Source organism: Bradyrhizobium monzae (assembly GCF_021458635.1).
Lineage (GTDB): Bacteria > Pseudomonadota > Alphaproteobacteria > Rhizobiales > Xanthobacteraceae > Bradyrhizobium.
Genome location: NZ_JAIRDQ010000008.1, coordinates 15,672 through 35,456 on the forward strand (window position 1 = coordinate 15,672; position 19,785 = coordinate 35,456).

At 64.2% G+C, this 19,785-nt stretch carries 20 protein-coding genes, 1 tRNA gene and 1 pseudogene; 18 read left to right on the plus strand and 4 right to left on the minus strand.

The features are described from left to right. The first annotated feature begins 97 nt into the window (after positions 1–97). The 8 genes from glyA to K3F49_RS26240 all read left to right on the plus strand — a co-directional run bounded on the left by glyA (position 98) and on the right by K3F49_RS26240 (position 8,193). Positions 98–1,396 carry a serine hydroxymethyltransferase gene (gene glyA, locus K3F49_RS26205; protein ID WP_234683818.1) on the plus strand — a complete coding sequence of 433 codons (1,299 nt, stop codon included), beginning with the start codon at positions 98–100 and terminating at the stop codon, positions 1,394–1,396. A 15-nt stretch (positions 1,397–1,411) separates the two neighbouring features. After that, positions 1,412–1,894: a transcriptional regulator NrdR gene (gene nrdR / locus K3F49_RS26210; protein WP_027529969.1), complete on the plus strand. Its 483-nt coding sequence runs from the start codon at positions 1,412–1,414 to the stop codon at positions 1,892–1,894. Further along, positions 1,891–3,039 (plus strand): bifunctional diaminohydroxyphosphoribosylaminopyrimidine deaminase/5-amino-6-(5-phosphoribosylamino)uracil reductase RibD, encoded by a 1,149-nt coding sequence (ribD, locus tag K3F49_RS26215; RefSeq protein WP_234683819.1) that lies wholly within the window; start codon positions 1,891–1,893, stop codon positions 3,037–3,039. The genes nrdR and ribD overlap by 4 nt, the downstream gene beginning before the upstream one ends. 1 nt (position 3,040) lies before the next feature. Then, positions 3,041–3,652, plus strand: coding sequence for a riboflavin synthase (locus K3F49_RS26220; RefSeq protein ID WP_234683820.1), 612 nt, complete (start codon positions 3,041–3,043; stop codon positions 3,650–3,652). A 75-nt stretch (positions 3,653–3,727) separates the two neighbouring features. Continuing rightward, a complete protein-coding gene (ribH, locus tag K3F49_RS26225; RefSeq protein WP_234683821.1) occupies positions 3,728–4,219 on the plus strand; it encodes a 6,7-dimethyl-8-ribityllumazine synthase in 492 nt (163 codons plus the stop codon). Positions 4,220–4,222: 3 nt separating this feature from the next. Beyond that, positions 4,223–4,717: a transcription antitermination factor NusB gene (nusB, locus tag K3F49_RS26230; protein ID WP_234683822.1), complete on the plus strand. Its 495-nt coding sequence runs from the start codon at positions 4,223–4,225 to the stop codon at positions 4,715–4,717. A gap of 118 nt (positions 4,718–4,835) precedes the next feature. Next, a complete protein-coding gene (gene thiL, locus K3F49_RS26235) occupies positions 4,836–5,834 on the plus strand; it encodes a thiamine-phosphate kinase (RefSeq protein WP_234683823.1) in 999 nt (332 codons plus the stop codon). A gap of 238 nt (positions 5,835–6,072) precedes the next feature. Further along, a complete protein-coding gene (locus K3F49_RS26240) occupies positions 6,073–8,193 on the plus strand; it encodes a sodium-translocating pyrophosphatase (protein ID WP_234683824.1) in 2,121 nt (706 codons plus the stop codon). Between the two features lie 84 nt (positions 8,194–8,277). On the opposite strand, the gene K3F49_RS26245 is transcribed toward K3F49_RS26240, so the two are convergent. After that, on the minus strand, positions 8,278–9,279 hold the full coding sequence (locus tag K3F49_RS26245; protein ID WP_234683825.1) for a Bug family tripartite tricarboxylate transporter substrate binding protein: 1,002 nt from the start codon (positions 9,277–9,279) through the stop codon (positions 8,278–8,280). Between the two features lie 133 nt (positions 9,280–9,412). Then, complete coding sequence (locus tag K3F49_RS26250) at positions 9,413–9,898, minus strand: outer membrane protein assembly factor BamE (protein ID WP_234683826.1); 486 nt, start codon at positions 9,896–9,898, stop codon at positions 9,413–9,415. 98 nt (positions 9,899–9,996) lie between these two features. Here K3F49_RS26250 and K3F49_RS26255 point away from each other — a divergent pair, with 98 nt between their 5' ends. The 8 genes from K3F49_RS26255 (at position 9,997) to K3F49_RS26295 (ending at position 17,082) form a co-directional block, all read left to right on the plus strand. Further along, on the plus strand, positions 9,997–10,551 hold the full coding sequence (locus tag K3F49_RS26255) for a ubiquinol-cytochrome C chaperone family protein (protein WP_234683827.1): 555 nt from the start codon (positions 9,997–9,999) through the stop codon (positions 10,549–10,551). Next, positions 10,548–11,123 (plus strand): YceD family protein, encoded by a 576-nt coding sequence (locus tag K3F49_RS26260; protein ID WP_234683828.1) that lies wholly within the window; start codon positions 10,548–10,550, stop codon positions 11,121–11,123. The genes K3F49_RS26255 and K3F49_RS26260 overlap by 4 nt, the downstream gene beginning before the upstream one ends. A gap of 291 nt (positions 11,124–11,414) precedes the next feature. Next, positions 11,415–12,476, plus strand: a complete 1,062-nt coding sequence (plsX, locus tag K3F49_RS26265) for a phosphate acyltransferase PlsX (protein WP_234683829.1) — start codon at positions 11,415–11,417, stop codon at positions 12,474–12,476. Then, positions 12,473–13,453, plus strand: a complete 981-nt coding sequence (locus tag K3F49_RS26270; RefSeq protein ID WP_234683830.1) for a beta-ketoacyl-ACP synthase III — start codon at positions 12,473–12,475, stop codon at positions 13,451–13,453. The genes plsX and K3F49_RS26270 overlap by 4 nt, the downstream gene beginning before the upstream one ends. 134 nt (positions 13,454–13,587) lie before the next feature. Next, positions 13,588–13,929 carry an integration host factor subunit alpha gene (locus tag K3F49_RS26275; RefSeq protein ID WP_177243187.1) on the plus strand — a complete coding sequence of 114 codons (342 nt, stop codon included), beginning with the start codon at positions 13,588–13,590 and terminating at the stop codon, positions 13,927–13,929. A gap of 27 nt (positions 13,930–13,956) precedes the next feature. Further along, the gene (locus K3F49_RS26280) at positions 13,957–14,529 is read left to right on the plus strand and encodes a MerR family transcriptional regulator (RefSeq protein WP_234683831.1); all 573 of its coding nucleotides are present in this window, start codon (positions 13,957–13,959) and stop codon (positions 14,527–14,529) included. Between the two features lie 105 nt (positions 14,530–14,634). Beyond that, positions 14,635–14,712: transfer RNA gene (locus K3F49_RS26285), tRNA-Pro, on the plus strand. 1,407 nt (positions 14,713–16,119) lie between these two features. After that, positions 16,120–17,082, plus strand: a complete 963-nt coding sequence (locus K3F49_RS26295) for an alpha/beta fold hydrolase (RefSeq protein WP_234683832.1) — start codon at positions 16,120–16,122, stop codon at positions 17,080–17,082. Positions 17,083–17,230: 148 nt separating this feature from the next. Here K3F49_RS26295 and K3F49_RS26300 read toward each other — a convergent pair whose 3' ends face one another. Further along, positions 17,231–17,812, minus strand: coding sequence for a TetR/AcrR family transcriptional regulator (locus K3F49_RS26300; RefSeq protein ID WP_234683833.1), 582 nt, complete (start codon positions 17,810–17,812; stop codon positions 17,231–17,233). Positions 17,813–17,975: 163 nt separating this feature from the next. Between K3F49_RS26300 and K3F49_RS26305 the strand changes: the two genes are divergently transcribed. Beyond that, positions 17,976–18,944 (plus strand): alpha/beta fold hydrolase, encoded by a 969-nt coding sequence (locus tag K3F49_RS26305; protein ID WP_234683834.1) that lies wholly within the window; start codon positions 17,976–17,978, stop codon positions 18,942–18,944. A 116-nt stretch (positions 18,945–19,060) separates the two neighbouring features. Here the strand turns inward: K3F49_RS26305 and K3F49_RS26310 are convergent, their stop codons facing one another. Further along, positions 19,061–19,300, minus strand: a complete 240-nt coding sequence (locus tag K3F49_RS26310; RefSeq protein ID WP_027529950.1) for a hypothetical protein — start codon at positions 19,298–19,300, stop codon at positions 19,061–19,063. A 299-nt stretch (positions 19,301–19,599) separates the two neighbouring features. Between K3F49_RS26310 and K3F49_RS39470 the strand changes: the two are divergent. Beyond that, positions 19,600–19,784 (plus strand): annotated as a pseudogene (locus K3F49_RS39470) (dihydrodipicolinate synthase family protein); the annotation flags it as partial. Position 19,785: the final 1 nt, after the last annotated feature.

The window sequence follows — 19,785 nt, forward strand, 5'->3', positions numbered from 1 at the left end:
GCGGGCGATGTGGTAGATCGCGCTCGCCGCTTCCGATCACCACACCAGACCCGCCCGTAGCCCGCCAAAAGGCTGCGGCGGTGGAGATATTCGCAAGATGACCTTCGCCAAAACCGCCTCAGCGCCCGATTCGTTTTTCACCGCCTCGCTCGAGCAGGCCGACCCGGAAATCGCAGCCGCCATCAAGGGCGAGCTCGGCCGGCAGCGCCATGAGGTCGAGCTGATCGCCTCCGAGAACATCGTCAGCCGGGCCGTGCTGGAAGCGCAGGGTTCGGTGATGACCAACAAATACGCAGAGGGTTATCCGGGCGCGCGGTACTACGGCGGTTGTGAGTGGGTCGACGTCGCCGAGAACCTCGCGATCGACCGCGCCAAGAGGCTGTTCGGCGCCAACTTCGCCAACGTGCAGCCGAACTCCGGCAGCCAGATGAACCAGGCGGTGTTTTTGGCGCTGCTCCAGCCCGGCGACACCTTCATGGGTCTCGATCTCGCGGCCGGCGGCCATCTCACCCACGGCTCGCCCGTCAACATGAGCGGCAAGTGGTTCAAGGCCGCGCACTACACCGTGCGCCGCGAGGACCAGATCATCGACATGGACGCGGTCGCCAAGCAGGCCGAAGAGGTCAAGCCGAAGCTGATCGTCGCCGGCGGCTCGGCCTATTCGCGCGCCTGGGACTTCAAGCGTTTTCGCGAGATCGCGGACTCCGTGGGTGCTTACCTGCTGGTCGACATGGCGCACTTCGCAGGCCTCGTTGCCGGCGGCGTGCATGCCTCGCCGGTGCCGCACGCCCACGTCACCACCACCACGACGCACAAATCGCTGCGCGGTCCGCGCGGCGGCCTGATCCTCAGCAATGACGAGGTGCTTGCCAAGAAGCTCAACTCGGCGATCTTCCCCGGCCTGCAGGGCGGCCCGCTGATGCACGTGATCGCGGCGAAAGCCGTGGCCTTCGGCGAGGCGCTGCGTCCGGACTTCAAGGTCTACGCGAAGAACGTCGTCGAGAACGCCAAGGCGCTGGCCGAGACGCTGAAGAGCCATGGCTTCGATATTGTCTCCGGCGGGACCGATAACCATCTGATGCTGGTTGACCTGCGGCCGAAGGGCCTGAAGGGCAACGTCTCGGAGAAGGCGCTGGTCCGCGCCGCCATCACCTGCAACAAGAACGGGATTCCGTTCGACCCCGAAAAGCCGTTCGTCACCTCGGGCCTGCGTCTCGGCACGCCCGCAGCGACGACCCGCGGCTTCGGCGTCGCTGAATTCCAGCAGGTCGGCGGCATGATCGCCGAGGTCCTCAACGCGATCGCGCAGTCCGACGACGGCAAGGCGCCGCTGGTCGAGGCCGCGATCAAGGAACGGGTCAAGGCGCTTACCGACCGGTTCCCGATCTATCAGTAAGGTCTGGATACACGGATGCGCTGCCCGAACTGCAACAGTCTCGATACGCAGGTGAAGGACTCGCGTCCGACCGAGGATTCCTCCGTCATTCGCAGGCGGCGCGTGTGCGTCGCCTGCGAATTCCGCTTCACCACCTTCGAGCGCGTGCAGCTGCGCGAGCTCACGGTGATCAAGCGCAACGGCCGCCGCGTGCCGTTCGACCGCGACAAGCTGATGCGTTCCGTGTCGATCAGTCTGCGCAAGCGGCCGGTCGAGCCGGAGCGGGTGGAGAAGATGGTCTCGACCATCGTGCGCGAGCTCGAGACCGGTGGTGAGGCCGAGATCTCCTCCGAGGTGATCGGCGAGACCGTGATGGAGCATCTGCGCACGCTCGACGACGTCGCCTATGTGCGCTTCGCCTCGGTCTACCGCAATTTCCGCGAGGCCAAGGATTTCGCCGACGTGCTCGGCGAGCTCTCCGGTGAGGAGGAAGCGCGGCTCGCCGCGATCCGCAAATGATCTTCCGCATCCTGGAGGATCAGTTCGCCCAGAAAATCCGCGAGACGAAGGATTCCGATCGGCGCTTCATGCAGCTTGCGCTGTCGCTCGGGCGGCGCGGGCAGGGGCGGACCTGGCCCAATCCGGCCGTCGGTGCCGTCATCGTCAAGGATGGAATCATCGTCGGCCGCGGCTGGACGCAACCGGGCGGACGGCCGCATGCCGAGCCCGAAGCGTTGCGCCGGGCCGGTGAAGCGGCGCGCGGCGCAACGCTCTACGTCACGCTCGAGCCATGTTCGCATTTCGGCAAGTCGCCACCTTGTGCAGACGCGGTGATCGCCGCCGGCATCAAGCGGGTGGTGGCGGCGGTCGAGGATCCCAATCCGGACGTCGCGGGGCAGGGCCATGCGCGCCTGCGCGCGGCCGGTATCACGGTGGATGTGGGCCCGTGCGCGGCGGAGGCGGTGTTCGACCATGCCGGGCATTTCCGCCGTATCCGCGATCGCCGTCCGCATGTGATCCTGAAGCTCGCGGTTTCGCCCGACGGCAAGATCGGCGCAGCAGGCGCAAAGCCGCTCGCGATCACGGGCGAAGCCGTGCGCAACCGCGTGCATCTGCTGCGCGCACAGTGCGATGCCGTCCTGGTCGGCATCGGCACGGTGCTGGCGGACGATCCGCAGCTCAATTGTCGTCTGCCGGGCATGGACGCGCGCTCACCGGTACGTGTGGTGCTCGATCAGAACCTGAGAATTCCGGCCTCGAGCCAGCTCCTGCGCTCCGCGCGGGAGACGCCGGTCTGGGTGATCGCTTCAGAGCTTGCCGAGGCTGCGGCCGCGACCCGCCTTGGCGCTGCCGGTGCGCAAATCATGCGCATGCCACCGGGAAGTGCATCCGGGCTGGATCTTCCGGCCGTGCTGCATGCGCTCGCCGAAAAGGGCATCACGCGCCTGATGGTCGAGGGCGGCAGCCGTGTTGCGGCATCGTTCGTATCCGCCGACCTTGTCGACGAGATCTGGCTGTTCCGCGGAACGGAAGAGGTCGGCGCCGGCGGGGTCGATGCGCTCGATGCATTGCCCCTGTCGAAAATCACGCAGTCGCAGGCCTACAAGGTTCATGCTAGCGAGACCTTCGACAAAGATACTCTCACCATCTACGAGCGCGCCTAACATGTTCACCGGCATTGTCACCGATATCGGCGAGATCGTCAGCTTCAAGCCTGTGGCGCAGGGGCAGCTGCACCGGCTGCGCATCGCTTGCGGCTATGATCAGACCACCATCGCCGACGGTGCCTCGATCGCCAACAACGGCGTTTGCCTCACCGTGGTCGCCTCCGGCGTCGCAGATGGCAAGACCTGGTTCGACGTCGATGCCGCCGCCGAGACGCTGGCGCTGACGACGGCGAAGCACTGGAAGTTGGGTACGAGGCTTAATCTCGAGCGTGCTCTCAAGATCGGCGACGAGCTCGGCGGCCACATCGTCGCCGGCCATGCCGACGGCATCGCCACCATCGTCAGCCGCGAGGATCTGCCCGATATGGCACGGTTCGAGCTCTCAACCACACGGGAGCTGGCGCGCTTCATCGCCACCAAAGGCTCGATCACGCTCGACGGCGTCTCACTGACGGTCAATACGGTGAAGGATGTGACCTTTTCGGTGCTGATCATCCCGCATACGCTTGATGTCACGACGATCGGCGGCTGGAAGGCGGGGACTGAGGTCAATATCGAGGTCGATCTGATGGCCCGCTATGCGGCGCGACTGACGGAAATGACGGTTTAAAACTTGGCTTACTGGCCAGCGGCGACTACATAACGCGCCGACCCAAGAGGCGACTTCACGGAACGGATTGAGACGATGGCAGACGCGCGGCGCGCACCCCTGAAGGACCAGACCGACATTTCCGGCGCGCGTGCGCTGATTGTCGAGGCGCGGTTCTATGACGATCTCCAGGACGCGCTTCTGGACGGCGCGGTCACCGAGCTGAAGGCGGCCGGCCTCACGCATGACGTCATCACGGTTCCCGGCGCGCTGGAGATCCCGGCGGCGGTTGCGATCGCGGTCGACGCGGCTGCGGCGAACGGCAAGCCCTATGACGCGGTGATCGCGCTCGGCTGCGTCATCCGCGGCGATACCATCCATTTCGAGATCGTCTCGCAGGAATCTTCGCGCGCGCTGATGGATCTTGCGGTGGTGCGAAAGCTGCCGCTCGGCAACGGCATCCTCACCGTCAACAATGAGGACCAGGCCTGGGCGCGAGCGCGCGCCAGCGAGCTCAACAAGGGCGGCGACGCCGCGCGCGCAGCACTTGCGATGCTGCGCATCAAACGCCGCATGGCGCGGGCCTGAGCGATGGCTGACTTCAAGAAACCGGCGGGGCCCGCGGAGAAGAAAGCGAACCGGCGCGGTGCGGCACGGCTCGCCGCCGTCCAGGCGCTGTACCAGATGGACATCGCCGGCGCCGGCATCAACGACATCTTTGCTGAGTTCGAGAGCCATTGGCTTGGCAACGAGGTGGAGGGCGACACTTATCTGCCGGCGGAAGCTGCTTTCTTCCGCGACGTCGTCTCCGGCGTCGTGCGCGACCAGAAGAAGCTCGACCCTCTGATCGACGAGGCGTTGTCGAAGGGTTGGCCCTTGAAGCGGATCGAAGCGATCCTGCGCGCGGTGTTGCGGGCAGGGGCCTATGAGCTCCAGCACCGCAAGGACGTGCCGGGCCGCGTCGTTGTTTCAGAGTATGTCGATGTTGCGAATGCGTTCGTCGACCGCGAGGAGACCGGCATGGTCAACGCGGTGCTCGACCAGATCGGCCGCCAGTTTCGCGGCGACGAGTTCGGCCGGGGGTAGTTATGGGGCCGTCATTGCGAGGAGCGTAGCGACGAAGCAATCCAGACTGCTTCTGCAGAGGCAGTCTGGATTGCTTCGCTTCGCTCGCAATGACGGCGGGAGATGACGGATCGAGCTGATGGCAAACCCGCACAATCCCTCTGCCGAAGACTCCCTCATCGCGCGCTATTTCAAGCCGTTGGCGACTGATCCCGGCGCGTTCGGGTTGGTCGATGACGCCGCGATCCTGTCCTCGTCCGGCGACGACATCGTCGTCACCACCGATGCCGTGGTCGAGGGCGTGCACTATCTTGCCACTGATCCCCCCGACACCATCGCGCGCAAGGCACTGCGGGTGAACCTGTCCGATCTCGCCGCCAAGGGGGCTGTGCCCGCCGGGTTCGTGCTGACGCTGGCGCTGCGCAGCAAGGAGGATGCCTGGCTCAGGCCGTTTGCCGATGCGCTCGGCGAGGACGCCAAAAACTTCGCCTGCCCGCTGCTCGGCGGCGACACGGTGTCGACGCCCGGACTGCAGATGATCTCGATCACGGCCTTCGGCCGCGTGCCGAAGGGGCGGATGGTCGGCCGCACCGGCGCGCGGCCGGGCGACGTTATCCTGGTGACGGGGACGATCGGCGATGCCGCGCTCGGCCTCGACGTGCTCACCGGCGGTGCGGCGGCCTCGGCGCTGACGTCCGATCCAGCGGCAAGAGAAGCGCTGATCTCGCGCTATCGGATCCCGCAGCCGCGCAACGTGCTGGCGCGGGCCGTGCGCGACCGCGCGACAGCTTCGATGGACGTGTCCGACGGGCTCGCCGGCGACCTGACGAAACTCTGCGCGGCGTCCGGCGTCTCGGCCACGGTCAACGTGGCGCGCGTGCCCCTGTCACCTGCGGCGGGAGGCCTGGTCGCGCGCAACGCCATTTGCGTTGAGACGCTGCTTGCCGGGGGCGACGACTACGAGGTGCTGTGCACGGTACCGCCGGCGCAGAGCGATGCGCTGATGGAAGCGGGGCGGGCAGTCGGTCTGGCCGTCACGGCAATCGGCGCCATCGTCGCGGGCCATGAGCGGCCGCGCTTCCTGGATGGGCAGGGCCAGGAGTTGGCTTTGAAGCGGCTGTCCTACAGCCACTTCTAGGAATTGCGCCGAGCCGGCGGTCCGCCGCTCGGGATTAGGTCTAAATACTTGCCGAGATCGGCTTTTTCGGCCTCATCCGGCGTTGCACCCTCAATTTGATTTTGGCAAGCTTGTGACCGACTAGGGCCACCCCTTCGTGCAAGGGGCGGCCCTGTTCAACATAAGGGCGCCGCACCGCTTGACGGAAAAACAAAAGGCGCCGGGGGTACGTACATCAAGGATCTGAGGCAAAAATCACATGACAGCATTATGGTTGATTGTGCTCTGCGGAGTGCTTTCCGTCGTCTACGCGATTTGGGCGACGTCTTCGGTGTTGAGTGCAGATGCGGGGTCACCGCGCATGCAGGAGATCGCGGGAGCTGTGCGTGAAGGCGCACAAGCGTATCTCCGGCGCCAGTACACCACGATCGGCATCGTCGGCATCGTCATCTTCGTGCTGCTTGCCTATTTCCTTGGGCTTTATGTCGCGATCGGCTTCTTGATCGGCGCCATCCTGTCGGGGGCGGCCGGCTTCATCGGCATGAACGTGTCGGTCCGTGCCAACGTGCGCACCGCCCAGGCCGCGACGACGTCGCTCGCCGGCGGCCTCGAACTCGCCTTCAAGGCGGGGGCGATCACCGGCATGCTGGTGGCGGGTCTCGCGCTGCTCGGCGTGACCCTCTATTTCGGCTTCCTGGTCCACTCGCTGAAGCTCGCGCCCGACAGCCGCACCGTCATCGACGCCATGGTGGCGCTCGGCTTCGGCGCTTCGCTGATCTCGATCTTCGCCCGTCTCGGCGGCGGCATCTTCACCAAGGGTGCGGATGTCGGCGGCGATCTCGTCGGCAAGGTCGAGGCGGGCATTCCGGAGGACGATCCGCGCAACCCGGCCACCATCGCCGACAACGTCGGTGACAACGTGGGTGACTGCGCCGGCATGGCCGCCGACTTGTTCGAGACCTATGCGGTGACCGCGGTCGCGACCATGGTGCTGGCGGCGATCTTCTTCGCCAAGACGCCGATCCTCTCCAACATGATGACGCTGCCGCTCGCCATCGGCGGCATCTGCATCATCACCTCGATCATCGGCACCTTCTTCGTGAAGCTTGGGCCGAGCCAGTCGATCATGGGCGCGCTCTACAAGGGCCTGATCGCAACCGGCGTCCTGTCGCTGATCGGCATCGCCGGCGTGATCTACTACCTGATCGGCTTCGGCAAGCTCGACGGCGTCGACTTCACCGGCATGGCGCTGTTCGAGTGCGGCGTGGTCGGCCTCATCGTCACCGCGCTGATCATCTGGATCACCGAGTACTACACCGGCACGGACTATCGCCCGGTGAAGTCGATCGCCCAGGCCTCGGTGACCGGTCACGGCACCAACGTGATCCAGGGCCTCGCCGTCTCGATGGAGGCGACCGCGCTGCCTGCGATCGTCATCATCGCCGGCATTCTGGTCACCTACAGCCTGGCCGGCTTGTTCGGCATCGCGATCGCGACCGCCACCATGCTGGCGCTGGCCGGCATGGTCGTGGCCCTCGATGCCTTCGGCCCGGTGACGGACAACGCCGGCGGCATCGCCGAAATGGCGGGCCTGCCGAAGGAAGTGCGCAAGTCGACCGACGCGCTCGACGCGGTCGGCAACACCACCAAGGCGGTGACCAAGGGCTACGCGATCGGCTCCGCCGGTCTCGGCGCGCTGGTGCTGTTCGCGGCCTACAACCAGGACCTCAAGTTCTTCGTTGCGGACTCCGCGCACCACACCTACTTCGCCGGCGTCAATCCGGACTTCTCGCTGAACAACCCTTACGTCGTGGTGGGCCTGCTGTTTGGCGGTCTGCTGCCGTATTTGTTCGGTGCGATGGGCATGACGGCGGTCGGCCGTGCGGCCAGCGCGATCGTCGAGGAGGTGCGCCGGCAGTTCCGCGAGAAGCCGGGCATCATGCAGGGCACCGACAAGCCCGATTACGGCAAGGCGGTCGACCTGCTCACCAAGGCGGCAATCAAGGAGATGATCATCCCCTCGCTGCTGCCGGTGCTGTCGCCGATCGTCGTCTACTTCCTGATCTACGCCATCGCGGGCGGCGGCGCCGCCGGCAAGTCGGCGGCGTTCTCGGCGGTCGGCGCGATGCTGCTCGGCGTGATCGTGACGGGCCTGTTCGTCGCGATCTCGATGACCTCGGGCGGCGGCGCATGGGACAACGCCAAGAAGTACATCGAGGACGGTCATTTCGGCGGCAAGGGCTCCGATGCCCACAAGGCCGCCGTGACCGGCGATACCGTCGGCGATCCCTACAAGGACACGGCGGGTCCAGCGGTGAACCCGATGATCAAGATCACGAACATCGTGGCGCTCTTGCTGCTGGCGGTTCTGGCGCACTGAGCGGCGCTAACGACACAAGACAAAACCCCGCGGCGACAGCCGCGGGGTTTTTGCTTTCCGCCCTACGGCGTCGCGGCGCGATGCCTACTGCACGTCCATCTGCAGGCCTTCCTTCTGGATGATGCCGGCGAACTTCTTCGTCTCGGCGTCCACGAAGTCCGCGAATTGCTGCGGCGTGCCGTAGTCGGCGCGGGCGCCCATGGCGGTGATCTGCTTTTTCATGTCGTCGCGCTCCAGCATCGCCTTGACCTGGAGATTGAGCGCTTCGAGCACGGGGGCAGGGACGCCCTTCGGCAGAAACACCGAGAACCATGACGACACATCGAAGTTCGCAAGCTCCGGCGCGCTCTCGCGCATGGTCGGCAGGTTCGGTGCGAGATCACTCGGCTCGGTCGTGGTGACGCAGAGACCGTTGAGCGTGCCGTTCTGAACCTGCGGCAGGCTGGGATAGAGATTGTCGAACAGGATCTGGATGTCGCCGGCAAGCGCGGCCTGAAGCGCAGGCCCGGCGCCACGGAACGGGATATGCGTCATCTTCAGCCCGGTGAGCTGGAGGAACCAGGCGCCGGTGAGGTGAGGGCTCTGGCCGACGCCGGAGGAGGCGTAGCTGAGCTTATCCGGATTGGCCTTGAGAAAGGCGATCAGCTCGGCGACCGACTTGATGCCGGTCTTCGGATGCGCCGACACGATGTTCGGGATCCGGATCATGTTGGACACCGGTTGGAGCTGATCCGGCTTGTAGCTGAGGTTCTTGAAGATGCTGTAGGCGATCGCGTTCGGCCCGGGATTGCCGATCAGGATGGTGTGGCCGTCGGCCTTGGAGCGAACGACTTCGGCCGTCCCGATCGTGCCGCCGCCGCCCGATCGATTTTCCACGACCGCGGTCTGGCCCCAGGCGGATTGGAGATGGGCTGCGAGCAACCGTCCCATGACGTCGGTCGAGCCGCCGGCCGCGGCCGGCACGATGATTCGGATGTTCTCGGTCGGCTTCCAGTCGGCAAGGCTCGACCGCGGCAGGATGGCGGCGGCCGACAGACCGGCGGCACCAGCGAGCACGCGACGACGTGACAGAACTTTGTTGGGCACGAATCCACTCCCTGCTTCTTGTTTTGCAGAGAGCGTATGGAACCCGGCGCGCAACGGCAAGTCGCGCGCGCCGGCAAGTGCCGCGGGGAGAGCGGCACGACGCCGCAGGCCGAAATGTCAGATCATCAAGATCTCAGTTGAAGCTGAGCAGCTTGAACAGCGGCGCGAGGTAGCTCATCTCCTGGCCCGAGGTCGGTGTGGTCCGGCTGATCGAGTCGAAGATCTTGCCGTCCTGGAGGCCGTAATTGGCAAGCCGGCGCACGCGCCGGTTCTTGTCGAAATAGACGGCGATCACGCGCTGATCGACTACCTTCTGGTTCATGAAGGCGACCATGCGCTCCGAGCGCTGCGAGATGTAGTAAAACACTTCACCGTCGAGCGTCGCGACCGTAGAGGGCGTGCCCATCACGATCAGCACCTGGTCCTGGCTTGCGCCGAGCGGAATCTGCTCGAGCGCGCCGGGCGGCAGGATATAGCCCTTCTGGAATTGCTCGCCGGTGCATCCCGCAAGGGCGCCACCGACCAGAGCCACGACCGCGAGCATGCGCAAGCCGCGCCAGCGTGCATAAAGGCCGCGCCGCTTGGCTGCGCGCAGGCTGGTCTGGTTCGTTATCGTCATAGCGGAACTGATTCCGTCCCCTTGCGTCGCGCGAGGCGCTGAAGTACCGGGCGGAGGCTCTGAATGCAACTCGCGCGCGCCCGCTTGCGGAAACCACAATGCTTTGGCCGTTCAATCACTTCAGGAAACCCCGGCTAGCCCCGGCCGGCACCATTGAGGCCATCTATGGCATGATCGTGACGCAGGCGCGAGAACCCATATTTTACCGGGACTTGGGCGTGCCCGATACGGTTAATGGTCGTTTCGACCTGTTGCTGCTGCACCTCTGGTTGTTGCTGCGGCGGCTGCGGTCCGTCGCTCAGGGCGGGGCGGAGCTGTCACAGACCCTGTTCGACCGCTTCTGCGAGGACATGGACGACAATCTGCGCGAGATGGGCATAGGCGACCAGACCGTCCCGAAGCGGATGCGGGCCTTCGGCGAGGCGTTTTACGGCCGTGTCCAGGCCTATGACCAGGGGATCGACAGCAGTGCCGAGGCGCTGGCGCAGGCGATCTGCAAGAATATCTTGAATGGTACCGGGATGGATCGCGCACGGCGGCTGGCCGCTTACGCGGAGGCTACGAATGCGGGTCTCGGCCAGATCGACGATTCCGCACTGTTGCTCGGATCCTTTAGGTTTCCCGCACCGCTCGCCGAGGATGAGACGTCATGACCCGACCGACGACCGGACCCGACCCTTGGCGCGTGCCCGTGATGGTGGCGCATATTCCCGATACCGGCCTGCACCGTGAGCTCGAAGCCTCGGCTGCGGAGCGACAGGCCATGGCCGAGCTCGCGGGCGTGCGTGAGGTCCTGTCGGCCCATGCCGACCTCGAAATCGTGCCGAAGAGCGGCGGCCGGCTCCAGGTCACGGGCCATGTGCGGGCCTGGGTCGGCCAGACCTGTGTGGTCACGCTCGATCCGATCGAGAGCGAGATCGACGAAGATATCGACCTGACCTTTGCCCCCGAGGCCGAGGTGCGGCGGCTGGCCGACCTGATCGAGGAAGGCGAGGACAACGAGACCCCCCCGGAGGTCGCCGATCCGCCGGAGGCCATCGTCAACGGGATCATCGATCTCGGCCGGATCGCGACCGACGCGCTGTTCCTGGCGATCGACCCTTACCCCCGCAAACCGGGGGTCGTGTTCGAGGCGGAGGTCACCGCACTTGATCCCGAGGACCATCCGTTCGCGGCGCTGAAGGCGCTTCAGGACAACAAGCAGGGCAAGAAGAAAGGCAAATAGCTGGGCATTACCCGTAACACCCCTGTGCTACGGGGTGTGAGGTGTTTGCGGGGCTGGTTTGAAAAGGCGGCTCAACCATCTGATTTATCACTAATTGTTGTGGATTCGAACATCCGCCGGCGGATCGCCCTTAATCCAAAAGGCTGGGGGCAAGAGGTTGTTTCGGGATAACAAAACGCTATTGTCCGGCCGGTTCGGGCGTGGCGCTCGGCCGGTCGCCATGTCCATGGCGAACCCATTTCGCGGTCCCGCAAGCGGACGACCGCGCTAGACCAGGTTTCCGGGATTTTGATGCCAAGCAAGGTTCGTATCGCGCTTGACGCCATGGGGGGCGACGTCGGCGCCCCTGTCGTCATTCCTGGCGCGGCCATCTCGCTTGGCAAGCATCCCGAGGCCGAGTTCCTGCTGGTCGGGGATCGCGCCAGGATCGAGCCCGAGCTCGACCGCCACCCCCGGCTCAAGACGGCCTCCCGGATCATCCATACCGAAATTGCCGTTAGTGGCGAGGACAAGCCGAGCCAGGCGCTGCGCCGTGGCCGCAAGACCTCCTCGATGTGGCTTGCCATCGATGCGGTGAAGAAGGGCGAGGCGGATGTCGCCATTTCCGCCGGCAACACCGGCGCGCTGATGGCGATGGCGCGCTTTCATTTGCGCACGCTGCCTGGCATCGATCGGCCGGCGATTGCCGGGATTTGGCCGACCAAGCCCGGCGAGTCCGTCGTGCTCGATCTCGGCGCCACGATCGGCGGCGACGCGCGCCATCTGGTGGCGCTGGCGGTGATGGGCGCGGCCATGGCGAGCGTGGTGTTCGGCAAAAAGCGCCCGACGCTCGGCCTGCTCAACATCGGGACCGAGGAGATCAAGGGGCACGAGGAGATTCGCGAGGCCGGCGAAACCCTGCGCGCGATGAATCTGCCGGAACTCGATTATATCGGCTTCGTCGAGGGCGACGGCATTGGCAAGGGCATGGCCGATGTGATCGTGACCGAGGGCTATAGCGGCAATATTGCGCTCAAGGCTGCCGAAGGAACCGCGCGCCAGATGGCGGATTTACTCCGCAACGAAATTCAGCGGAGCTGGCTGTCCAGGCTCGGCTATCTCTTTGCCCGCGATGCCTTCCAGGCCTTGCGTGACAAGATGGACCCGAACAAGTCGAACGGCGGTGTGCTGCTCGGGCTGAACGGGCTGGTGGTCAAGAGCCATGGCGGAATCAATGCCGAAGGCTTTGCCTATGCGATCGATGTTGGTTATGAGATGGCCAAATTCGATCTTCTGAACAAGATCAATCAGATGCTCAACCGTGATGGGGGTGCGCTCGGTTCCGCGCCAATCGCGCCGGAGGATGTTTCGTGACCAAGATTCGTTCGGTCGTGCTGGGCTGCGGCTCCTACCTGCCGGAGCAGGTGGTGACCAATGCCCAATTGGCGGCGCGCATCGACACGTCCGATGAGTGGATCGTGCAGCGGACCGGCATTCGCGAGCGGCATATCGCCGCCGAGGGCGAATTCACCTCGCATCTTGCGATCAAGGCGGCGCAGGCCGCGCTCGCGGACGCCGGCGTGGACGCCCAGTCGATCGAGCTGATCGTGCTCGCGACCTCGACGCCGGATAACACCTTCCCTGCGACTGCGGTCGCCGTGCAGCACGCGCTCGGCATCAATCACGGCGCGGCTTTTGACCTGCAGGCCGTGTGCTCGGGCTTCGTGTTCGCGCTTGCGACCGCCGACAATTTCCTGCGCACCGGCGCCTACAAGCGCGCTCTGGTGATCGGTGCCGAGACCTTCTCGCGCATCCTCGATTGGAACGATCGCGGCACCTGCGTGCTGTTCGGCGACGGCGCCGGCGCGGTCGTGCTCGAGGCGCAGGAGCAGCCGGGCCAGGCTGCAACCGACCGTGGCGTGGTGACCACCCATCTGCGCTCCGACGGCCGCCACAAGGCCAAGCTGTTCGTCGACGGCGGGCCGTCCTCGACCCAGACGGTCGGCCATCTGCGCATGGAAGGCCGCGAGGTCTTCAAGCATGCAGTGGGCATGATCACTGACGTCATCGTCGACGCCTTCGAGGCGACCGGGCTCAACGCCGACGGCATCGACTGGTTCGTGCCGCACCAGGCCAACAAGCGAATCATCGACGCATCCGCCCACAAGCTCCATATCGCGCCGGAGAAGGTGGTGCTGACGGTGGACCGTCACGGCAACACCTCCGCCGCATCGATCCCGCTGGCGCTGTCGGTGGCGCGCAGGGACGGCCGCATCAAGCGCGGCGACATGGTTCTGCTGGAGGCCATGGGCGGCGGCTTCACCTGGGGCTCCGCGCTGGTGCGCTGGTAAAGCCACATTCGATAAAATTTTGCCGGAATTGGCGCCGATTATCGATGCGTCTGCATTGATGAGCGGTGTTGACCGCCGTAACGTAAGCTCATAATTTCAGACAACAATTGTTCGCCGTGATGTGGGGCAGGGCGATGACCGATACAAGTAAAACCGTAACGCGTGTTGATCTCTGTGAGGCCGTCTACCAGAAGGTGGGGCTGTCGCGCACGGAATCGTCCGCCTTTGTGGAACTCGTGCTGAAGGAGATCACCGATTGCCTTGAAAAAGGCGAGACGGTGAAACTGTCTTCGTTCGGGTCCTTCATGGTCCGCAAGAAGGGACAGCGCATCGGCCGCAATCCGAAGACCGGCACCGAGGTGCCGATCTCGCCACGCCGGGTGATGGTGTTCAAGCCATCGGCGATCCTGAAGCAACGGATCAACGCCCAGCACCGTACCAATGGCGATGCCAGCAAGGCTCAACCCGAGGCGTAAGTCGCGCCCGCGCGAAGGATTTGGCATTTGGACAAGGCGCCGGATGCGTTCCGAACCATCAGCGAAGTAGCGCAGGAACTCGACATTCCGCAGCACGTGCTGCGGTTCTGGGAGACCCGATTCTCCCAAATCAAGCCGATGAAGCGCAGCGGCGGTCGCCGCTATTACCGTCCCGACGACGTCGACCTGCTCAAGGGCATCCGCCGTCTGCTCTACGGCGAGGGCTACACCATCCGCGGTGTGCAGCGGATCCTGAAAGAGCACGGCGTCAAGTCGGTGCAGGGGCTGGCCGACGGCTCGGCCGCGGTCTCGTTCGGGGCGATCGAGGACGCCATCGGGGCGAGCCTGATGGAGCCGGACGACGAGCCGCCCATCAAGGGCATCACCGATGCCGACGATGACGATTACCAGGGCAACGAAGAGGAGGGCATCGACTTCCGTTTCACGGAGGTCGACGACGAGGAGATCCTCACCACCTTCCGCAAGGGCGGCACCCCCGCAGCGCCCGCCAGCGCCATCGACCGCGAGCGTCTCGGTCGGGTCCTCGCCGACCTCGTCGCCTGCCGGGAAATGCTGGATCAGGCACTGAAGGACGGGTGAGGCGCCTTGCGGGGGGCGGCCAATTCCGGGCACTTGAAGCGAAGACACCAAAATGGTCCGGCTCGCCTTGCGCAAAGCGGCGATCCTAGCTAATGGAACGACGTTCGGAGCGTGGCGCAGCCCGGTTAGCGCACTAGTCTGGGAGACTAGGGGTCGGAGGTTCAAATCCTCTCGCTCCGACCAATTTACCCAAGAGAAACAATAGCTTGCGGAAGTGGCCTTTGTGCCATCGGCGGCACCGGGACGCGGGTCAGCTTCCTGCCTTTGCTCTGCCTGACTTCGATCGTCGTGCCATCGTAGGCGGTCCGGCGAGCTCCCTGATGTCCTTCTGGCGCTGCCCGAGGGGTACATCGCCGTGACCATGGCGGGCCTTGCCACGGTCAGGAAGGTGCCCACCAAATCATCGAACCATACCCTCTCAGCGCGGTCGCTCTTGTAGAGCCGCTTGAAGGTCGGGATAGGGTGGAATTTGATGCGGCGCTTCTCCTTCGCGAAGGCCCTCACCAAACAAACAAAGGGCGCGGATCAGACCGCGCCCTTTGGGCTGACCTTACGGGCAGCGGTCCCAGAAACCCTGCCGTTGGGTCCAGTCGGTATAATACCAGCATAGCCCGGGTGCCGGAGGCGCTCCGGCCCAAGCTGCAGCGCCTGCTGCGAGGAAGCCGAGCGCGGCACCCGCAGCGATCGCGCCACCTGGACGCCAAGTGTAGCGGGACGGACGAACCCACGGACGGCCCCTATGGACGGGCGGGCGAGGACGGTGGGCGGCGTGTGGACGAGGACGGTGCCCGGGTGGACGTGCGGCGGGTGGGCGAGGGCGACTGCTCGGTGGTCGGGCACCCGGCCCCGGTCGCCCGCGTCGCTGCTGAGCGCTGAAGTCGGTCGCGCGCACCCCATCTGCCGCCGATGAAAGCGTCACGATATCTAAGGGCCACGCCAACGCAATTGCGGTCAGTATAACAGCACCTACGGGTCTAGGCATCTTTCCTCCCATTTTGGATTATTGGGAAAACCTTTCCTAATTCCGGTGGTGGGCGCTGAGTTCCGTAGGCTCGCTTGCATCGTGACATTTTCACCGGGGCGACCGAGGGGCTGAGCGCCGCGGCACAGCCGCAATCCGCAAATATTTTGCGCGAGGGCGAATGTTTTCGCTTCAACATGCTCGTTAAGACTATTCAAGGACGCGCACTCATTACTCCGGGACCGTCCGCTTCCAGCGGGAAGGCAGACATGACCCTAGCTGTTTCTCACGTCTGCAAATGACCCTGGCTGTGTGAAAATGCGAACGATCGAAACCCGGCCAGAATTCCATTCCTCAATTCGTTCTCTAAGTTGAATGCACTTGCGAGTTTGCCGCTAAGACGGTCTTGAACGAATAATTTGTTCGCTCGCCGCCAAGCGTCCTGGCGTTTTCACACAGCCAAGACCCGAAGCCGACTTGCGCCGATGCTGCCGGGGGCGCGGTGTGGGCTCGAAAATAAATTCGTAGAGCATGTCGTTTTAGCGGTCCGCCGTTCGACTGGGTGTCGGCGCCGCCACTTCGGTTGTGGCTGGAGCTCACAATGTGACTGGATCTTGCGGAGGTTGGTAATGACGATCTCGCATCGGTTTATCGAGACAAATGGCATTCGAATGCACCTGGCCGAAGCAGGGAGCGGCCCCACCGTGCTTCTCTGCCAGGGCTTTCCGGAGTGCTGGTATTCGTGGCGGCACCAGTTGGAAGCGCTCGCTGCCGCCGGATATCGCGCCATCGCGCCCGACATGCGTGGTTACGGGCAGACGGACAGACCTGATGCGATCGATCAATACACTCTATTGCATTTGACCGGAGACATGGTCGGATTGCTCGACGCGATCGGCACGGATCAAGCAGTCGTTGTAGGACATGATTGGGGAGCGCCGGTCGCTTGGCGCTGCGCTCTGTTCAGACCGGATCGATTTAGGGCCGTCGTTGGCTTGAGCGTGCCGTTTCAGGTGCGTGGTCCCAACCGACCAAGCACCGTCATGCCGAGGACCGAAAAGCAGCGCTTCTATCAACTGTATTTTCAGACGCCGGGCGTTGCCGAGGCAGAACTCGAAAAAGACGTCCACAACGCAATCAAGACGACATTGTTCGCCCTATCTGGCGATGCGCCGGTTGAAGATCCTGCGTCGCTCACGATGCTTCCTAGTGAGGGGGGGTGGCTTGATGGGAAGCCTACAACCCGATCATTGCCGACGTGGCTCACGGACAGCGACATCGAATTTTACGTTGGAGAGTTCAAGCGCACCGGCTTTGGAGGAGGTTTGAATTGGTATCGCAACATTGATCGCAATTGGGAGTTGCTCGCGCCATGGTCCGGCGCAAAGGTTCAGGTCCCGGCACTCTATGTCGTTGGCGATCGAGACGGGGTTTACAGATCGCCGAGTTGGAGCCATCTCGTCCCTAGCCTGAAACAGTTCGTGCCCTTGCTTCGCGAGACAGTGGTCTTGAAAGGTTGCGGTCATTGGACTCAGCAAGAGCGCGCCAAAGACGTAAGCAATGCGCTCCTGGAATTCCTGAACCAGTTATAGATCGCGAACGGGGACTTGCGTTGACGCGGCAAGCAACGCAATGTCGCGTTTTGGCCCATCCGCGACCTCCGCCGATGTCCGATTTTGTTAGAGCGTCAATTTCTCACCCTATCGGGTGACGAGTTTCGTGAGTGTTGGCGATCGCGCGCTACCTCAGGAACCCCACCACCATCCTCGTCGTCTCATCCACCAGCGTCCGTACCATCTTCTCCGACAGCATCTCGGCCTGGTTCAGCACCATGTTGTGCGCGACCGCTTCGATCGCGCTGACGCAGATGAAGGCTGCGACATCGAGGTCGATCTTGCGCATTTCCTTGCGGTGGCTCTCGAAATAGGCGCGGACGAGGCTGTGGACCTCGCGGTTGAAGGCTTCGACGTCGAGCTTTCCGGCGCGTGGGATCTGCTCGGCGAGGACGCGATGCAGTTCGGGGTTGATACGATGCGCCTCGATCGCGACGGTGACGAGGCGGCGCACGGCTTTCTCGATCGGCATGTCCGTGACTTCCGTGAGCGTCGTGCGGACGATGCCCATGATCTCCTCGTTGTGACGCTCGATCACGGCGGCGACGAGAGCCTCCTTGCTCGGAAAATACTGATAGAGCGAGCCGACGCTGACGCCGGCGATTTCGGCGATCCGGTTGGTGCTCGTCTTCTCGAAACCTTCGCGAACCAGAATGCGAGCAGTTGCCTCGACCAGCGCGTCGACGGTGGCGCGGGATCGCTCCTGCAAGGCATTTTTCCGGGGTTTTGTCGGCGGCTTACGCGCCATGATCCTGCGTTCCGAATGCGAGTAGAAAAAGCGAGTGAATGCTCGCATTATAGGCAGGGTCGGCAGCCGATGGATAGAGGCAAGTTGGTGCCGGCCGCCGGACGCAGCAAATGAGGGCAGGAGCATGAGCGTTGCGAAGATGCTGTCGATCGGGCTGTGCGAATGCCCTTTCACGTGGGCCAGGCCGTCACACGATCCCGCGCCGAGCTTGCAGAGCCGCGTCTTCAACTTGCTGCTCGGGCGGCTTCCGTACAAGCAGCAGCTGGCCTCAGCCGAGGCCGTGCAGCCGCACGCACGGAAGCTCGCATTGGCGCCGGCCTCGCATGAACCTACGGGGCTTGGCCGCGGCGTCGAGGCGACGCTGACGAAGATGGGCGGCTGGCCGGTCTATTACACGGCGCCGTCATCGGGGCACGAAGGCTGCAACCACGTGATGTTCCTGCATGGCGGCGGCTACATCAATGAGATCGTGCCGGCGCATTGGCGTTTCGTCGGCCAGATGACGCGCAAGGCGGGCGTGGTCTGCGTCGTACCGATCTATCCGCTTGCGCCGCGCGCGACCGCGAAGGATGTCGTGCCCAAGACGGCCGAGCTGTTGCGGATGCTGCTGGAGGACGCGGGGTCCGCAAAGGTCACGGTGGTCGGCAATTCAGCCGGGGCGGGGCTGGCGCTCGCCGCATGCCAGTGGCTGCGCGACCGTGGCCATCGGCAGCCGAACCGGCTGGTGCTGATCTCGCCCGCGGCCGATGCATCGATCAGCCGTCCCGAGCAGATGGCGATTGCGGCGCGCGATCCGATTCAGGACATCCCGGGAATCATTGAAGTCGGTCGGCTCTATGCCGGCGAGCTCGATGTCGGCCATCCCTTCGTCAGCCCGCTCAACGGTGCCTTTCGTTCGCTCGCGCCGATGACGATCTTTTCGGGCACGCGCGATCTGCTCTATCCCGACAGCGTCGATCTTGCCGCGCGGGCGAGGGCGGCCGGCGTGGCGGTCGAGCTGCATCTGCTCCGTGACCAGCCGCACAATTATGCGCTGATGCCGACGCCGGAAGGGCGGCAGGCGCGTGCGAACATTTTGCGTGCGGTGGCTTGAGGGGAAGACGTGATCGTTGTCACGCAGGCGCCGCCGCAATGGGTCGGGTGCTGCAAGCTCACGCGGGGGAAAGGCGGCCCCGGGCGCTTCCTCGATATCAGTAGTTTTGCGGGGCCTTAGGCGTGGCCCTTGATCTCGTAATGACCCGGGACGCACTTGTAGCGGTCGAGGCGCCAGTTGGCGTGATAGATCGGGTGCTCGCCCATCCACTTCGCAAGCGGTGCCTGCGCACCGACTGCACACGCCATCATCGACATATCGGGCGTCATGTTGCTGTCGGTCACGATTTCCTCGACGCAACTGCCCGAGGCAGCAGCGCCGAGCCGGCAGAGCACGGCAACGACGGTTATGAACATTCCAATCACCTCATCGGTAGTTTCGACCACGAGGAGGATGCAAGCCGAGTGCCACAGCCTGTGTCGGAAACGACACGCCGGCTGGGCCTGCTCGCCCCAGCGTTCCCCATTCGATGATTCGGATTGTAAAAAAAATGCCCCTAAGCCGAAGCCGGACAACTACGGGGAACCCCAACAAATGTGCGCAGGAATGAGCGATTGTGGGGGCAGTGCCGCGCGATCCGCCCTTCCCAAGGCCGGCGCAGCCGATACGCTTCGATGCGTGCGTATACTCGTCAAAGAGCGGGGCCGCGACAGGGGCGTATTTGTCGCCGGCGTTGCTGACGCGGATCATGACCGAGGTGCCGCTTGTCATCGGCGTCAAGCAGAGCGCGGGCGACCTCAAGCTGTTCGCTGACCTCTGGGCGCCCATGGCTCGATCGCCGCGATCCTGACCGCGGCGCCGCACGCCTCCGTCGCGTTGTGGGATGCGGCGAAGGCAGGAG

What these genes read in the sequence shown, in the direction of transcription:
- glyA (WP_234683818.1), top strand. Translation starts at nt 98, where the DNA reads ATGACCTTCGCCAAAACCGCCTCAGCGCCCGATTCGTTTTTCACCGCC.
- nrdR (WP_027529969.1), top strand. Translation starts at nt 1,412, where the DNA reads ATGCGCTGCCCGAACTGCAACAGTCTCGATACGCAGGTGAAGGACTCG.
- ribD (WP_234683819.1), top strand. Translation starts at nt 1,891, where the DNA reads ATGATCTTCCGCATCCTGGAGGATCAGTTCGCCCAGAAAATCCGCGAG.
- K3F49_RS26220 (WP_234683820.1), top strand. Translation starts at nt 3,041, where the DNA reads ATGTTCACCGGCATTGTCACCGATATCGGCGAGATCGTCAGCTTCAAG.
- ribH (WP_234683821.1), top strand. Translation starts at nt 3,728, where the DNA reads ATGGCAGACGCGCGGCGCGCACCCCTGAAGGACCAGACCGACATTTCC.
- nusB (WP_234683822.1), top strand. Translation starts at nt 4,223, where the DNA reads ATGGCTGACTTCAAGAAACCGGCGGGGCCCGCGGAGAAGAAAGCGAAC.
- thiL (WP_234683823.1), top strand. Translation starts at nt 4,836, where the DNA reads ATGGCAAACCCGCACAATCCCTCTGCCGAAGACTCCCTCATCGCGCGC.
- K3F49_RS26240 (WP_234683824.1), top strand. Translation starts at nt 6,073, where the DNA reads ATGACAGCATTATGGTTGATTGTGCTCTGCGGAGTGCTTTCCGTCGTC.
- K3F49_RS26250 (WP_234683826.1), bottom strand. Translation starts at nt 9,898, where the DNA reads ATGACGATAACGAACCAGACCAGCCTGCGCGCAGCCAAGCGGCGCGGC.
- K3F49_RS26255 (WP_234683827.1), top strand. Translation starts at nt 9,997, where the DNA reads ATGCTTTGGCCGTTCAATCACTTCAGGAAACCCCGGCTAGCCCCGGCC.
- K3F49_RS26260 (WP_234683828.1), top strand. Translation starts at nt 10,548, where the DNA reads ATGACCCGACCGACGACCGGACCCGACCCTTGGCGCGTGCCCGTGATG.
- plsX (WP_234683829.1), top strand. Translation starts at nt 11,415, where the DNA reads ATGCCAAGCAAGGTTCGTATCGCGCTTGACGCCATGGGGGGCGACGTC.
- K3F49_RS26275 (WP_177243187.1), top strand. Translation starts at nt 13,588, where the DNA reads ATGACCGATACAAGTAAAACCGTAACGCGTGTTGATCTCTGTGAGGCC.
- K3F49_RS26295 (WP_234683832.1), top strand. Translation starts at nt 16,120, where the DNA reads ATGACGATCTCGCATCGGTTTATCGAGACAAATGGCATTCGAATGCAC.
- K3F49_RS26305 (WP_234683834.1), top strand. Translation starts at nt 17,976, where the DNA reads ATGAGCGTTGCGAAGATGCTGTCGATCGGGCTGTGCGAATGCCCTTTC.
- K3F49_RS26310 (WP_027529950.1), bottom strand. Translation starts at nt 19,300, where the DNA reads ATGTTCATAACCGTCGTTGCCGTGCTCTGCCGGCTCGGCGCTGCTGCC.